Source organism: Mesorhizobium sp. M1027, assembly GCF_040318745.1.
Taxonomy (GTDB): Bacteria; Pseudomonadota; Alphaproteobacteria; order Rhizobiales; family Rhizobiaceae; genus Mesorhizobium.
In genome coordinates, this window is sequence record NZ_JAMYMW010000004.1 from 1 (window position 1) to 14,009 (window position 14,009).

Genomic DNA, 14,009 nt, shown 5'->3' on the forward strand with positions numbered 1-14,009 from the left:
ATACGAGATCGTCAGAGAAAGAACGGCGTAGGGCCATGCCTGCCTTAGAATGGGCCAGAGGAACGAATCGCGTATCCAAGGAAATTGCGGAAACAGCGAACCCAGTCCGTAGTAGAGCAGCCAGAGCTGGAGCAGCAGCGGCGTGCCGCGAATAATCGTGCAGAACACCTTGGCCGGCGCACTCAAGATCGGCGGGCCGATCGCCTGCGCAAGGCCGAGGGGAATGGCCAGCGCGATGCCCAGCACCGACGTTACCACGAGCAGCCAGATGGTCCGCCATATGCCTTGCAAAGCCAGCGGCAGATAGGCGGGCAGCCAATCCCAGCGCATGAGGAAAATCGATGCCACTACGACAACCAGCGCGATCAGGATCAGCGCTATGCGGTGCGGCTGCACCCACAGCGAGGCCCGTGCGGCGGCGTCAATGACCGGAGTTTCGGCGGCCATCAATGCGATCCCGCGATCGAGGGCATGCCGCGTCGTGCCCAGCGCTCAACGCGCCCGATAGCGATGTTGGAGACGAGGGTCAGGACGAGATAGAGCGCGCCCGCCGCCATGAAGAAGGTGAAATAAGCCTTCGTCGCGCCGGCTGCCGTCCGTGTGGTTTGGGTCAGTTCATTAACGCCGACGATCGCGAGAAGCGCGGTGTCCTTGGTGGCGATCAGCCACAGATTTGCCAACCCCGGAATGGCGAAGGGCAGCATCGCCGGCAGCGTTATGCGCCTGAGAAGCAGGCCGGGAGGCATTCCATACGCCCGGGCGGCTTCGATCTGGCCTTGCGGAATGGCGCGGATCGCGCCGCGCAAGACTTCGGTGGAGTAGGCGCCCTGCACGACCCCGAGCACACCTATGCCGGCGACAACCCCGTTGATATCGATCGCGGCATAGCCGAGCGCGGTAAGCAACTGGTTGATGAGGTCGGTACCAGCGAAATAAAGCAGCAGGATCAGGACCAACTCGGGCACGGCGCGGACCACTGTGGTGTAGACTTCCAGCAGGTCACGGACCACCGGCCCGCCATAGAGCTTGCCATAGGCGCCGCCGACGCCGATCACAAGACCCACCCCAAAGGAACCGAAGGCAATTCCGACCGAGTTTGCCAGCCCGTGCAGAAGGTTGAGACCCCTGCCGTTCGGCGGTTCGAAGGACAGCAATTCCAGCGAACTGGCTCCGAACATGGTGGCGAGAACGTCGCTCAGCTTATGTCCCCCTGGACTTCCGGGTTGAGGCGCCAATGATGTATCAAGCCGGACGTGCCATCGCGACGATGGCGGCTAGGCCTGCCCGGCTTGATGCCGCTGCCGTCAGTTGGACTGCGACTCGCCGCCGTAGATGTCGAAGTCGAAGTACTTCCTGGTGATTTCGGCATACTTGCCATTGGCTCGGATGGCCTTGATTGCGGCATTGAGCTTATCCTTGAGCTCGGTGTCGCCTTGGCGTACGCCGGCGCCGACGCCAGGCCCGAGCACTTCCAGGTCCGGTGCGACATAACCCTTGAGGTCGCAGCACGCTTTGCCTTGATCCGACTTCAAAAATGCGTCGAGCGCGATCGAATCGGCCTGGGTGGCATCGATCCGGCCGGCGGCGAGATCCTGATTTGCCTCGTCCTGCGTCTGGTATTCCTTGATTTCCGCAGCGTCGGTGAAGTGCTTCTTGGCGTAGGCGGCGTGCACCGTGGAGGCCTGAACGCCGACTATCTTGCCCTTCAGCCCCTCCGGCGTCGCATCGAATTTCTGATCCTTGGCCCCGATCACCGCGGTCGGCGTGTTATAATATTTGTCGGAGAAGTCGATTTCCTTCTTGCGTTCGTCGGTAATGGACATCGAATTCATGATTGCATCGATCTTCTTGGTTTTAAGCGCCGGGATAAGGCCGTCCCATGGGACTGGCGTCAATACGCAATCCAGCTTGGCTTCGGCGCAGATGGCGTTGACGATGTCGACTTCCCAGCCGCCCCACTTGCCGGAGGCATCCTGCGAGTAAAACGGCGGATAGGCTTCAGGCGAAAATCCCACCTTGATCTGTTCCGCGCTTGCCGAAAATGCACCCGACAATGCGATCAGCGTGGCCGCGAGCACCGTTTTGAGAAAAGGTTTCATTTCTTTCAGTTCTCCCGTTTTTTGCTTTGACGTTCCCGTCTGCTTTCTCGCAAGTCATCCAACATTGCGCAGAAACTGCTTCAGCCTTTCGGATCTGGGTGCGCCGAAGATCTGTTCCGGCGGCCCTTCTTCCTCGACCAGCCCGTTATGGAGGTAGACGACATGCGTCGCGACCTCGCGGGCAAACTTCATCTCATGGGTGACCAGCACCATGGTGCGGCCTTCGCGCGCCAGGTCGCCGATCACTTTCAGCACCTCACCGACCAGCTCGGGGTCGAGCGCCGAGGTCGGCTCATCGAACAGCATGACGCGCGGATTGATGGCCAGCGCCCTGGCAATCGCGGCGCGCTGTTGTTGGCCGCCCGACAGATAGGCCGGATAGACGTCGCGTTTTTCGGCAAGGCCGACGCGGGCGAGCAGCTTTTCCGCCTCGCCGATCGCCACATCGCGCTTGACGCCGAGCACATGCACGGGAACCTCGATGACGTTCTCGATCAACGTCATGTGGCTCCACAGATTGAAGTTCTGGAAGACCATGCCGAGCTTGGAGCGGATGCGTTCGATCTGCTTGCGGTCGGCGGGCACGGTGTGGCCGTGGCTGTCGGCCTTCAACCGGATCTGCTCGCCATTGACGCGGATGATGCCGCTGGTCGGGTTCTCCAGGCAGTTGATGCAGCGCAGCAGCGTGGATTTGCCCGAGCCTGAGCCGCCGATGATGGCGATCACCTCGCCGTCGCGCGCCGACAGCGAAACGCCCTTCAGTACGTGCAGGTTGCCGAAATTCTTGTGCAGGTTCTCGACGTGGATGGCTTCGGCAGCGCCGTTCTGCGCCGGATGCTTCAGGGCGGTGACGGGCGCTGTCATCGTCGCGGCGCCCCGCGGAGCAACCGAGGCAGTCCTTGCTGGAATTTTTTACCCATTACCCGTCACTGGACAGCGTTCCGATTCTCAAGATGGACCGTTCCGCTTGCCTCCGTCAACCGCAGTTTTTGGACCATTGATCACCGCCTGCCGAGTGGCTATTGGCAGGAGGGGCGCGTTTCAGGAGAATTTAGTGGGCAAAGCATACGGGTCGCAGTCGATGGCCGGGACGCTGCAGCGCGTGCTGATGCGCTCCGCCGCCAGCGCCATGCGTCGGGCCGAAGCGCTGGATTGGCACTATGGCCCCGGCTTCGATCCGCAAAAAGCGGCGGCCCAGCATGATGCGCTGGCCAGGCTGATTTCTGTCTCAGGCGCCGAAATCGAATGGCTGAGCGACGCCGATGACGGGCTTGCCGATTCGGTCTTCACCCACGATCCCTCGCTGATGACCGACCACGGCGCGGTTATCCTCGCTATGGGCAAGGCGCTGCGCCGGCCCGAGCCAGGCCTGCACGAGGCAGCCTATGTGCGCATGGGCATCCCCATCCTCGGTCGTATCGAGGCTCCCGGCCAGGTCGAGGGCGGCGACTGCGTGTGGGTGGATGCAAACACGCTGGCCGTCGGCCGCGGCGTGCGCACCAATCAGCTTGGCATCCAGCAGCTCTCCAACCTGCTTTCGCCCAAGGGTATCCAGGTCTACGGCTTCGACCTGCCGCTCTGGCAAGGCGAGGAGGCCTGCCTGCACCTGATGTCGGTGATCAGCCCGCTCGCCGACGATCTGGCGCTGGTCTATGCGCCCCTCCTGCCGGTCGCCTTCCACCAGATGCTGCGCGAACGCGGCATTCGGCTGGTCGAGGGCGACGCCGACGAATTCTTCGCCTCGAATGGGCTCAGCCTCAACGTCCTGCCGACCGCGCCGCGCCAGGTTATCGCCGTTGCCGGTTTTCCGAAGACGGCGGCTGCCATGCAGGCCGCTGGCTGTACGGTCTCGACATTCGAGGCCGATGCGCTGTGCATTGCCTGCGAGGGCGGCCCGACCTGCCTCACACGCCCGGTGCTAAGACAATGACGACCATCGGCGAAGCGCTCATCACCTTGCTCGAAGCGCACGGCGTCGACACAGTCTTCGGCATTCCCGGCGTACACACGGTCGAGCTCTATCGCGGGCTTGCGCGATCGAAGATCCGTCACGTCACGCCGCGCCACGAGCAGGGCGCCGGCTTCATGGCTGACGGCTATGCGCGCGCCAGCGGCAGGCCGGGCATCGCCTTCGTCATCACCGGGCCGGGGCTGACCAACACCATCACCGCCATGGGCCAGGCGCGCGCCGATTCGGTGCCGATGCTGGTAATCTCGGGCGTCAACGCCACACCGACGCTGGGCAAAGGCCTTGGCCATCTGCATGAACTGCCGGACCAGCGCGGCATGATGGAGAAGGTGGCGCTGTTTTCGCACCGTGTCACCGAGGCCGGCGAACTGCCCGGCGTGCTCGCTCGCGCCTTTGCGCTGTTTTCATCCTCGCGTCCGGGTCCGGTGCATATCGAGATCCCGACCGATGTCATGAGCCTGCCTGCCAACGGCATCGTGCCGCTGCTGCGGAATTCAGCGCCGCCCGAGCCGGATGTGGCGGCGATTGCCGGGGCGGCAAGGCTATGCGCGTCTGCCCGCCGGCCGCTTATCCTGGCCGGCGGCGGCGCCAAAGCGGCCGAAGCACCGTTGCAGCGCCTTGCCGAGAGGTTGGGAGCGCCGGTCGTCCAGACCGCCAATGCGCGCGGCCTGCTCTATCGCCATCCGCTTGGCGTGCCGGCCAGCCCCAGCCTGAAGGCGGTGCGTGCGCTGATGGCCGGCGCCGATCTGGTCATTGCCGCCGGCACCGAATTCGGTCCGACCGACTATGATGGCTATGGCGACGGCGGTTTTGTCCTGCCTGCCAATCTGATCCGCATCGACATCGGCGCCGACCAGCTTGCCCGCCGGCCGGCCCGGATTTCGATCCAGGCCGATTGCGGTGCAGCGCTCGAGGCGCTGGGTGCCGAACTCGGCACGGGCCAGGCGCAATCGGTCGACGGCGCCGCTCGCGCCGCCGCGACGCGGCAAGCGGCCTTTGCCGAGATCGGCCCGGCTATGCAGGCGCAACTGCGCGCCGTCGAGACGATCCGCGATGCGCTGCCTGGCGCGATCATCGTCGGCGATTCGACCCAGCCGGTCTACGCCGCCAACCTCTATTACGATCATGACCGGCCGGGCGGCTGGTTCAACGCGGCCACCGGCTTCGGCGCGCTCGGCTATGGCCCGCCGGCGGCGATCGGTGCCGTCCTTGCCAGGCCTGAGGCGCCGGTCGTTTGCCTCACCGGCGACGGCGGCTTCCAGTTCACACTGCCGGAACTGGGCGCCGCGCTCGACGCGGCGGCGCCGGTGATCTTCGCCGTCTGGAACAATCGCGGCTACCGCGAGATCGAGACCTCGATGCTCGACGTCGGTGTCGAGCCGGTCGGCGTCTCCCCGGCACCGCCGGATTTCTGCAAATTGGCCGAAGCCTACGGCATTGCCGCCGAGCGGATTTCCGGCGCCGGCGGCTTGGCGGACGCGCTTGGACGCGCGCGGGCGACTGGACGACCTTACGTCATCGAGATTTCGGTTGAGTGATCGCGCGAAAGGCGCGACCTTCCGCATCGGCGGCGCGCAATGACGGAGCGGTCGAACATGACGGAAACACTGGACGGCAGACATATCGTGGTGACCGGCGGCACCGGTGCCCTTGGCGGCGCGGTCGTAGGGAAACTGCTGGAGCAGGGCGCGATCTGCCATGTGCCCAACGCTCACGCTGCCGCGCCTGCACATTTCCCCTTCCCGGCGCATGACCGCGTCAGGCTGGCGCATAACGTCGACCTCGCCGACCCTGCCAAGGTCGACGCCTTCTATGCCAGCGTTCCGGATTTATGGGCATCGGTGCATCTGGCCGGCGGCTTCACCGCCGCGCCGGTCGAGAAGATCGAGCCCGCCTCCTTCGCCGAGATGATGGACACCAACGCCCGCACCACCTTCCTGTGCTGCCGCGCGGCGATACGCTCGATGCTGGAATCTTCCGTGCCGGGCCGCATCGTCAATGTCACCGCGCGAGCCGGGCTCGATCCGCGGCGCGGCTCCGGCAAGGTGGCCTACGCCGCCGCCAAGGCGGCAGTCGCCGCGATGACCGTGGCGATGGCCGAAGAGCTGAAGGGCAACGGCATTCTGGTCAACGCCGTGGCGCCCTCGACGCTCGACACGCCGGCCAACCGGGCTGACATGCCGAACGCAGATTTCAGCAGATGGGTCAGCCTTGAAGCGGCCGCCGAGGCCATTGCCTATCTCGCCTCGCCGGCCAACATGGCCATCAGCGGCACGCTGGTGCCGCTTTACGGCAGGGCCTGAGCCTGCGGTCCGTCGCAAAGGTCACAAGCAAAAGCCCCGCCTGATCGTTCCGGCGGGGCTCTCTTGTTTCGTTTATAACCCGCGCGAAGCGCGGTGTTGGCTTAGCTGCCCTGCTTCTTCAGCGCGGCGCCAAGGATGTCGCCCAGCGAAGCGCCGGAGTCGGTCGAACCGTATTGGGCGACCGCTTCCTTCTCTTCGGCGATTTCCAGCGCCTTGATGGAGACCTGCAGTTTGCGGGTCTTCTTGTCGAAGGCGATGACGCGGGCGTCGACCTTCTGGCCGACGGTGAAGCGCTCGGGGCGCTGCTCGTCGCGGTCACGGCTGAGGTCGGAGCGCTTGATGAAGGTCTCGATGCCGCTGTCGACCAGCCGCACTTCCAGACCGCCATCCTTCACGCCGATAACCTCGCAGGTGACGACTGCGTTCTTGCGCAGTTCGCCCGACGTCGCGGCTTCGCCGACCGTGTCCTTGGCCAACTGCTTGATGCCGAGCGAGATGCGCTCCTTGTCGATGTCGACGTCGAGCACCTGCGCCTTGACCATGTCGCCGCGATTGTACTCCTCGATCACCTGCTCGCCCGGACGGGTCCAGTCGAGGTCGGAAAGGTGGACCATGCCGTCGACGTCGCCTTCGAGGCCGATAAACAGGCCGAACTCGGTCTTGTTCTTGACCTCGCCCTCAACCTGGCTGCCGACCGGATGGCTGCGCGCGAAGGCTTCCCACGGGTTCTCCAGCGTCTGCTTGAGGCCGAGCGAGATACGGCGCTTGGCCGGATCGACTTCGAGCACCACAACGTCGACTTCCTGCGTTGTCGACAGGATCTTGCCGGGATGCACGTTCTTCTTGGTCCACGACATTTCCGAAACGTGGATGAGGCCTTCGATGCCCGGCTCCAGCTCGACGAACGCGCCGTAGTCGGTGATGTTGGTGACGGTACCCTTGATCTTCTTGCCGATCGGGAACTTGGTGCCGATCTCGGACCACGGATCGCTCTCGAGCTGCTTCATGCCGAGCGAGATGCGGTGGGTTTCCTGGTTGATGCGGATGATCTGCACCTTGACCGTCTGGCCGATGTTGAGGATTTCGGTCGGATGGTTGACACGGCGCCACGCCATGTCGGTGACGTGCAGCAGGCCATCGATGCCGCCGAGGTCGACGAACGCACCATAGTCGGTGATGTTCTTGACGACGCCTTCGACTACTTGGCCTTCTTCGAGGTTCTGCACGATTTCCGAACGCTGTTCGGCGCGGCTTTCCTCGAGCACGGTGCGGCGCGACACCACGATGTTGCCGCGGCGGCGATCCATCTTGAGGATCTCGAAAGGCTGCGGGTTGTGCATCAGCGGCGAGACGTCGCGGATCGGGCGGATGTCGACCTGGCTGCGCGGCAGGAAGGCCACGGCGCCGTCGAGGTCGACGGTGAAGCCGCCCTTGACCTGGTTGAAGATGACGCCTTCGACGCGTTCACCCTTGGTGAACTTCTCTTCGAGACGGACCCAGCTCTCTTCGCGGCGGGCCTTCTCACGCGACAGCATCGCTTCGCCAAGCGCATTTTCGATACGCTCGACATAGACCTCGACCGTGTCGCCGACCTTGAGCGTCGTGTCCTTGCCCTTGACGCCGAATTCCTTCAGCGGCACGCGGCCTTCGACCTTGAGGCCGACGTCGATGATAGCCATGTCCTTCTCAATGGCAGTGATGATGCCCTTGACGACCTGGCCTTCGCCGGAATGGCCGGCGGAAAATGATTCTTCGAGCAGGCTCGCGAAATCATCGCGAGTGGGGTTTGCAACTGACATAGTTTCTCCTGGAATGCCCCGCATCTGTCGCGGGGCGGGCGCCGTGGGTTAGCGTTGCGTTGGCCTGCCGGCGTTCCGGGCAAAAAGCCCTTGGCCGCCCTTGAGCGGCAATTCCGGCGCATGAAGAATGCTGGCAGGCTGGTTCACGCCCAATATGGGAATTCTTTGGTCGCCGGCAATCGGCGGCGGCAGGAAAACCCGGCTCAGGCTTCGTTTCTCTTAGCCAGGACGTCGTCGATGATCGCCTGAGCTGCCAGAAACGCGGCCTCTATAGCCATTTCCGACGTGTCGAGCAAGTGCGCATCGGCGGCCGGCTTCAATGGCGAGTCCACGCGGCCCATGTCGCGCTCGTCGCGGCGCACGATATCGGCAAGGATTTCGTCGAAATTGGCAGTGCCGCCGATGCTCTCGATTTCATCCAGCCGCCGCTTTGCCCGCACCTCGGCACTGGCCGTGACATAGAGTTTTACGTCGGCGTCGGGACAGACGACGGTGCCGATGTCGCGGCCGTCGAGCACCGCGCCAGGCGGTGTTTTTGCAAAGGCACGCTGCTTGTCCACCAGTATCCGCCGGACCGACGGGATGACAGCCACTTTCGAAGCCGCCTCGCCGACTGCGTGTGCCGAAAGCACGGCGCGGTCGAGCTTTGCCAGATCGACCTGGCGGGCGGCAGTCTCGGCGGCCGAGACATTGTCGAGCGGCAGCCCGAGCCGGAGCAGCGAATGCGCCACCGCACGGTAGGTGAGGCCGGTATCGAGCAGGTTCAGGTGATAGTGGTCGGCCAGCCGTCGGGCCAGCGTGCCCTTGCCGGCGCCGGCCGGGCCGTCGATGGCGATGCTGAAGGGGGTGCTCATCGGCTGCCTGCCGCCTTTGTCCACTTGGCAACAGGCCACCGCGCCTTCGTCATCCCAGGGCGCAGCGATCGCGTAGCGGAGCGAAGACCCTGGGATCCATGCCGTAACATCAGCCGAAGAATGCTGTGAACCAGAATTCTGCACCGTTGCGATGCTCTGACGTCACGGCATGGATCCTGGGGCCTTCGCCGCGTCGCTTCGCTCCTTGCTTCGCCCCAGGATGACGAAGGGGAGGATGTTAGCGCCCAATCTCCAAGGTTTGCGATTGCCATCAACTGTCACTCGATCTCCGCCCCCAGCCTCTTCATCAGCCCCATGAATTCCGGAAAGCTCGTAGCAATCATCGCCTGGTCGTCGATGGTCACGGGTTTTTCCGTCGCCAACCCCATCACCAGAAAACTCATGGCGATGCGGTGGTCGAGGTGGGTCTGGACGATGGTGCCCTGTCCGTTGGGGTGCTGGCCGAGGCCCTTGCCGCCCGGCTTTCCACGCACGACAAGCGAGGCCTCGCCCTGGGTGCAGTCGACGCCGTTGAGCGTTAGCCCGTTGGCGACCGCCGACAGCCGGTCGGATTCCTTCACCCGAAGCTCTTCCAGCCCGAGCATAAGCGTTTCGCCCTCGGCGAAGCTCGCCGCCACGGCAAGCACCGGATACTCGTCGATCATGGTCGGCGCCCGTTCGGGCGGCACGGTGACGCCCTTCAGCTCGGAATAGCGCACGCGCAGGTCGGCGACGTCCTCGCCGCCTTCGTTGCGCGGGTCGATTATGTCGATTCGCGCGCCCATTTCCTGCAGCGTCAACAGAAGTCCGGTGCGGGTCGGGTTCATCAGCACGTTTTCGATTGTAATGTCCGAGCCCGGCACGATCAGCGCCGCCACGAGTGGAAAGCCCGCCGAGGAGGGGTCGCCTGGCACCGCGATGGTCTGCCCGGTGAGCTTGCCCTGGCCTTCGATGAAAATGTGGCGCACGCCGCGCTCGTCGGTCTCGACCGACAGATTGGCGCCGAATCCCTTGAGCATCTTTTCGGTGTGATCGCGCGTCATAACCGGCTCGATGACGGTGGTGATGCCCGGCGTGTTCAGCCCAGCCAGCAGCACCGCCGACTTGACTTGTGCCGATGCCATTGGCACGCGGTAGGTGATCGGCGCGGCGTGCTTGGGCCCGTGCAGCGTGATCGGCATGCGGTCGCCAGGCGTCGCCTTCAGCACCTGCACGCCCATCTGGCGCAGCGGCTCGAGCACGCGGCCCATCGGCCGGCCGGACAGCGAGGCGTCGCCGATGAAGGTGGTTTCCATGTCATAGGTGCCGACCAGGCCCATGGTGAGACGGGAGCCCGTGCCGGCATTGCCGAAATCGAGTGGGCCTTCCGGCTGCAGCAGCGCGCCATTGCCGGTGCCGCGGATCACCCACTCGGTGCCATGCTTTTCGATATGAGCGCCCATCGCCTTCATGGCAGCGCCCGTACGCATTACGTCCTCGCCTTCCAGCAGCCCGGTGATGCGGGTTTCGCCAGAGGCCAGGCCACCGAACATGAACGAGCGATGCGAGATCGACTTGTCGCCCGGCACCCGTGCCGCACCTGAAAGGCCAGATGATTTGCGGGCGGTGGCCTGTTTCGGGGCAGCAGCGTGCGACATGGTTCTTTCCTGGAAACGCCGGCGCCCGGCTATTTTCTTCTGGTTTGCGCGGTCTCCTATCATGGCGGACCGAAATGGTCATCCCCTTGGTACGCAGGCCTTCGAATTCACGCTTTTTGGGACGCCGGCTTTTCGCTTTGACAGCGCCGTAAACTCTGGTTAAGGGGACCAAACTTTCATCGACGAGGCTTGCTGTGGCAAAACCCGAACTTGGCACCAAACGCATCGACCCGGAGACGGGTCGAAAATTCTATGACTTGAACAAGGACCCGATCGTCTCGCCTTATACGGGCAAGAGCTATCCGCGCTCCTATTTCGAAGAAGGCAAGATCGCCGCCCTCGAGGAAGAAGAGGAAGTTGCCGAAAAGGAAGTGGACGCCGAGGAGGAAGAGGGCGTCGAGGTCGTCTCGCTCGAAGAGGCGGACGAGGACGCGAAGGCCGACGAACTTCCCGATCTCGCCGATGACGAGGACGACGTCGACCTTGGCGATGATGAGGATGACACGTTCCTTGCCGACGAGGAGGAAGAAGACGACGACGTTGCCGACATGATCGGCGTCGGCGACGACGACGACGAAGTCTGAGCGAACCGCATTCGCCGGCTTTCGCCGCGCCGCCTAGAAAAAGCGGTCGTTGAAGGCTTGATATTGACTGAAGGCGGGGTTAGAAGCCGCCTGCACGAACGGCGCGGTCTAGAACCCGCGCCGGATCTCTTCGCCGGAAACGGCGCCGGCGAACTGCCGGAGTGGGGCCATAGCTCAGTTGGGAGAGCGCTTGAATGGCATTCAAGAGGTCGTCGGTTCGATTCCGATTGGCTCCACCAGTTCTCTCCGCGAAAATCAGCAGAACGGCCGCCCGTCCCGGGCTGGCCGCCATCTGTCGCGGACCTAGCTGAGACACAATGTATGGCTAGCCGACCTCGGCTCGCCGTCCATCTAAAATGGCGAGCCCGTGCCCGGTCTGGACCAGGCAGCGGGCTGAAACGACCGCTGAGCAAAACTCCGTTACTTGTTGCAGTTCTGCATATCCGACGTCATGGCGCCGCTTGGGGTGTTGTTGTCGGTGTCGTTGCCTGCCGTATCCTTGCAGCGGTCCCCCATACCGTTTGTCTGCGGCGTGGTGGCGTTCGTTGCATTCGGATCGATCTGGTTCGGCGTAGTGGTACTGGTCCCGTTGTTGCCGCTGTTGCCGGCGGTGCCCGTGTCGACGCCGGTATTGCCGTTCATACCAGTTCCGCCAGTTCCCGAACCGGTTGATTGTGCCATGGCAGATGTGGCCAGGCCGATAGCAAGTAGGGATGCAGAGAGAATTTTCATCATCTTAGTGTCTCCATCGAGTTGCATCGCTGGATCGCGATCTATACCCAACGAGAGTTTTTCCAGGATGTTCCGTTCGACAGAAATAGTGATCGATACAGTCATCATGAGAGCTTTGTTGTTCGTCGTTTCGTGAATGGCGCCACGACAGTGGGTAAAAGGCGTGCCGCAAGCCGGTGTGTTGCCGGAAGCGCCAGCACCAGCGGCTCGTCGGGCAGGCCATGGACGATCAGCTCCGGGGTCGAGAGCGGGATGCAGCACGCCGAGGTCGATCTCGCTGGCGGCGAGTGCTCTTTCCAGCAATGGCGAATTCATCCCGATGAGATCCACCTCGATCTCCGGATAACGGCTGCGAAACATCCGCACCGCCTCCTTATCGAATCGAAACGGCCCGTTTCATGCCAATCCTCTACGATACTTGATCGTGAGCAGCATCCAGCCTGTGCGCAACACGGAGCGCTCTGCCATGGGCGCTCGACGGGCTGCCACCCCGTTGATAAGCCCTCTCCTTAAGGAGAGTCGAAGACATGACCGTTGCGATCGAGATGGGCCACACGAGCGCAGGCGCCCCGGCGGCGCTGGATCTTGAGGAGCTGCTGGCGACGCGCCTTTTGGTGCAGGGCAATTCTGGCTCCGGCAAGTCCCACCTGCTGCGCCGGCTCTTGGAGCAGAGTGCGCCCTGGGTGCAGCAGACGATCATCGACCCCGAGGGCGACTTCGTGACACTGGGCGACCGTTTTGGCCATCTGGTGATCGACGCCGAGGAGCATACCGAGCGCGGCCTGCAGAGCGCCGGCGAGCGGGCGCGCATCCACCGCGTCTCCACGGTGCTCAATCTCGAGGGGCTCGACGCCGAGAACCAGATGCGGCGCGCCGCCGCCTTTCTCGGCGGGCTTTTCGAGGTCGCCCGCGACCACTGGTATCCGATGCTGGTGGTGGTGGACGAGGCGCAGCTGTTCGCGCCGGCGGTTGCCGGCGAGGTTTCGGACGAGGCGCGCAAGCTCTCGCTCGGCGCCATGACCAACCTGATGTGCCGTGGCCGCAAACGCGGGCTGGCCGGGATCATCGCCACCCAGCGGCTGGCCAAGCTTGCCAAGAACGTCGCCGCCGAGGCTTCCAATTTCCTCATGGGCCGGACCTTTCTCGATATCGACATGGCGCGCGCCGCCGACCTGCTCGGCATGGAGCGGCGCCAGCCGGAAGCCTTTCGCGACCTCGAGCGCGGGCAGTTCATGGCGCTCGGCCCGGCGCTGTCGCGCCGTCCGCTCGGCTTGCGCATCGGCCCGACCGATACAAGCCCGCGCAACGCGACGCCGCGCCTGATGCCGCTGCCGGAATCGGGACTGGAGGACGCGCGCGCGATCATCCTGGCGGCCCCGCCGCCCGAAACCGTCCGGCCGCAGCGCCGGTCGTCGCCGGACCTGCTCGATCAGCTGATGGCGGCAAAATCGGCGGCGCTGGAAATCCGCCCCGAAGCGGTGGAGCCGCCGATCAGCGCCGAGGACTTGGCGGAGCGGCGCGAGCGTGTCGACCGGGTGCTGCGCGCTGTGCTGGCGCAACCCGACGCGGGCTTCCGTGTCATCGGCGTGCTCTATCAGGAGTTCGTGGTCCGCTGCCGCATAGAGGGCCTCGCCTCGGTCGTGCCGGACCTGCCCGCGTTCCGCCGCATGCTGACGCGCGCCCGCGCCGGCCTCGGCTCCGACATGGCCGACGATGACGCCTGGCAGGATGTCTCGGCGCGCGCCTCGCTGCTGCCCGAGGATATGCAGGGCGTGTTCATGATGATCGCCCGCGCGGCCAAGGAGGGCTGGCCCTGCCCGAGCGACGCGGCGATCGCCCGCGCCTATGGCTCGCACTCGCTACGCCGCGCCCGGCGCCTGCTGACCTATATCGAGGAGCAGGGGCTGATCGTGTGCCAGCTCGACGGGGTCGGAAGGCGGACGGTGACGCTGGTCGAACTGGCCTGGGCGACAGCGCCGGGCGATCCGAATGCGGCGGAGGCGGAGCAGGGGAGGGTGGTGGGATGATGGGG

At 64.3% G+C, this 14,009-nt stretch carries 13 protein-coding genes and 1 tRNA gene; 6 read left to right on the forward strand and 8 right to left on the reverse strand.

Translation table 11 applies throughout. The annotated features are described in order from the left end of the window. From NKH50_RS09155 to NKH50_RS09170, 4 genes are all read right to left on the reverse strand, one after another. The coding region (locus NKH50_RS09155) for an ABC transporter permease subunit (RefSeq protein ID WP_352878551.1) at positions 1-447 on the reverse strand (447 nt) is incomplete at its 3' end. Beyond that, positions 447-1,178 carry an ABC transporter permease gene (locus NKH50_RS09160; protein WP_254816058.1) on the reverse strand — a complete coding sequence of 244 codons (732 nt, stop codon included), beginning with the start codon at positions 1,176-1,178 and terminating at the stop codon, positions 447-449. The genes NKH50_RS09160 and NKH50_RS09155, both read right to left, overlap by 1 nt. Positions 1,179-1,304: 126 nt before the next feature. Then, a complete protein-coding gene (locus NKH50_RS09165) occupies positions 1,305-2,099 on the reverse strand; it encodes a transporter substrate-binding domain-containing protein (RefSeq protein WP_352480693.1) in 795 nt (264 codons plus the stop codon). Positions 2,100-2,153: 54 nt separating this feature from the next. Next, entirely contained in the window at positions 2,154-2,963 is an 810-nt protein-coding gene (locus NKH50_RS09170) for an ABC transporter ATP-binding protein (RefSeq protein ID WP_254816060.1), read from the reverse strand. 217 nt (positions 2,964-3,180) lie between these two features. Between NKH50_RS09170 and NKH50_RS09175 the strand changes: the two genes are divergently transcribed. From NKH50_RS09175 to NKH50_RS09185, 3 genes are read left to right on the forward strand one after another with little or no spacing between them, the layout of a single operon-like run. After that, the gene (locus NKH50_RS09175) at positions 3,181-4,029 is read left to right on the forward strand and encodes a dimethylarginine dimethylaminohydrolase family protein (RefSeq protein WP_352807567.1); all 849 of its coding nucleotides are present in this window, start codon (positions 3,181-3,183) and stop codon (positions 4,027-4,029) included. Next, the gene (locus NKH50_RS09180) at positions 4,026-5,606 is read left to right on the forward strand and encodes a 5-guanidino-2-oxopentanoate decarboxylase (protein ID WP_352878121.1); all 1,581 of its coding nucleotides are present in this window, start codon (positions 4,026-4,028) and stop codon (positions 5,604-5,606) included. The genes NKH50_RS09175 and NKH50_RS09180 overlap by 4 nt, the downstream gene beginning before the upstream one ends. Positions 5,607-5,663: 57 nt before the next feature. After that, on the forward strand, positions 5,664-6,371 hold the full coding sequence (locus NKH50_RS09185; protein ID WP_352464463.1) for an SDR family NAD(P)-dependent oxidoreductase: 708 nt from the start codon (positions 5,664-5,666) through the stop codon (positions 6,369-6,371). A 101-nt stretch (positions 6,372-6,472) separates the two neighbouring features. Here NKH50_RS09185 and rpsA read toward each other — a convergent pair whose 3' ends face one another. From rpsA to aroA, 3 genes are all read right to left on the reverse strand, one after another. Further along, positions 6,473-8,170, reverse strand: coding sequence for a 30S ribosomal protein S1 (gene rpsA, locus NKH50_RS09190; RefSeq protein WP_023676278.1), 1,698 nt, complete (start codon positions 8,168-8,170; stop codon positions 6,473-6,475). Positions 8,171-8,373: 203 nt separating this feature from the next. Continuing rightward, positions 8,374-9,024 (reverse strand): (d)CMP kinase, encoded by a 651-nt coding sequence (gene cmk / locus NKH50_RS09195; RefSeq protein WP_352878124.1) that lies wholly within the window; start codon positions 9,022-9,024, stop codon positions 8,374-8,376. A 278-nt stretch (positions 9,025-9,302) separates the two neighbouring features. Continuing rightward, entirely contained in the window at positions 9,303-10,661 is a 1,359-nt protein-coding gene (gene aroA, locus NKH50_RS09200; RefSeq protein WP_352878127.1) for a 3-phosphoshikimate 1-carboxyvinyltransferase, read from the reverse strand. Positions 10,662-10,855: 194 nt separating this feature from the next. Here aroA and NKH50_RS09205 point away from each other — a divergent pair, with 194 nt between their 5' ends. Together NKH50_RS09205 and NKH50_RS09210 are read left to right on the forward strand one after the other, a co-directional pair. Continuing rightward, complete coding sequence (locus NKH50_RS09205; protein ID WP_254816066.1) at positions 10,856-11,245, forward strand: TIGR02300 family protein; 390 nt, start codon at positions 10,856-10,858, stop codon at positions 11,243-11,245. A 163-nt stretch (positions 11,246-11,408) separates the two neighbouring features. Beyond that, positions 11,409-11,484: transfer RNA gene (locus NKH50_RS09210), tRNA-Ala, on the forward strand. Positions 11,485-11,665: 181 nt separating this feature from the next. Here the strand turns inward: NKH50_RS09210 and NKH50_RS09215 are convergent. Continuing rightward, positions 11,666-12,337 (reverse strand): type 2 periplasmic-binding domain-containing protein, encoded by a 672-nt coding sequence (locus NKH50_RS09215; RefSeq protein ID WP_352878130.1) that lies wholly within the window; start codon positions 12,335-12,337, stop codon positions 11,666-11,668. Positions 12,338-12,504: 167 nt separating this feature from the next. On the opposite strand from NKH50_RS09215, the gene NKH50_RS09220 reads away from it, so the two are divergent. Further along, positions 12,505-14,004: a helicase HerA domain-containing protein gene (locus tag NKH50_RS09220; RefSeq protein WP_352878133.1), complete on the forward strand. Its 1,500-nt coding sequence runs from the start codon at positions 12,505-12,507 to the stop codon at positions 14,002-14,004. The last annotated feature ends 5 nt before the right edge of the window (positions 14,005-14,009 follow it).

Bases quoted from the DNA above. Each gene is read 5' to 3' on its own strand.
- NKH50_RS09160 (WP_254816058.1), bottom strand. From the start codon at position 1,178: ATGTTCGGAGCCAGTTCGCTGGAATTGCTGTCCTTCGAACCGCCGAAC.
- NKH50_RS09165 (WP_352480693.1), bottom strand. From the start codon at position 2,099: ATGAAACCTTTTCTCAAAACGGTGCTCGCGGCCACGCTGATCGCATTG.
- NKH50_RS09170 (WP_254816060.1), bottom strand. From the start codon at position 2,963: ATGACAGCGCCCGTCACCGCCCTGAAGCATCCGGCGCAGAACGGCGCT.
- NKH50_RS09175 (WP_352807567.1), top strand. From the start codon at position 3,181: ATGGCCGGGACGCTGCAGCGCGTGCTGATGCGCTCCGCCGCCAGCGCC.
- NKH50_RS09180 (WP_352878121.1), top strand. From the start codon at position 4,026: ATGACGACCATCGGCGAAGCGCTCATCACCTTGCTCGAAGCGCACGGC.
- NKH50_RS09185 (WP_352464463.1), top strand. From the start codon at position 5,664: ATGACGGAAACACTGGACGGCAGACATATCGTGGTGACCGGCGGCACC.
- rpsA (WP_023676278.1), bottom strand. From the start codon at position 8,170: ATGTCAGTTGCAAACCCCACTCGCGATGATTTCGCGAGCCTGCTCGAA.
- cmk (WP_352878124.1), bottom strand. From the start codon at position 9,024: ATGAGCACCCCCTTCAGCATCGCCATCGACGGCCCGGCCGGCGCCGGC.
- aroA (WP_352878127.1), bottom strand. From the start codon at position 10,661: ATGTCGCACGCTGCTGCCCCGAAACAGGCCACCGCCCGCAAATCATCT.
- NKH50_RS09215 (WP_352878130.1), bottom strand. From the start codon at position 12,337: ATGTTTCGCAGCCGTTATCCGGAGATCGAGGTGGATCTCATCGGGATG.
- NKH50_RS09220 (WP_352878133.1), top strand. From the start codon at position 12,505: ATGACCGTTGCGATCGAGATGGGCCACACGAGCGCAGGCGCCCCGGCG.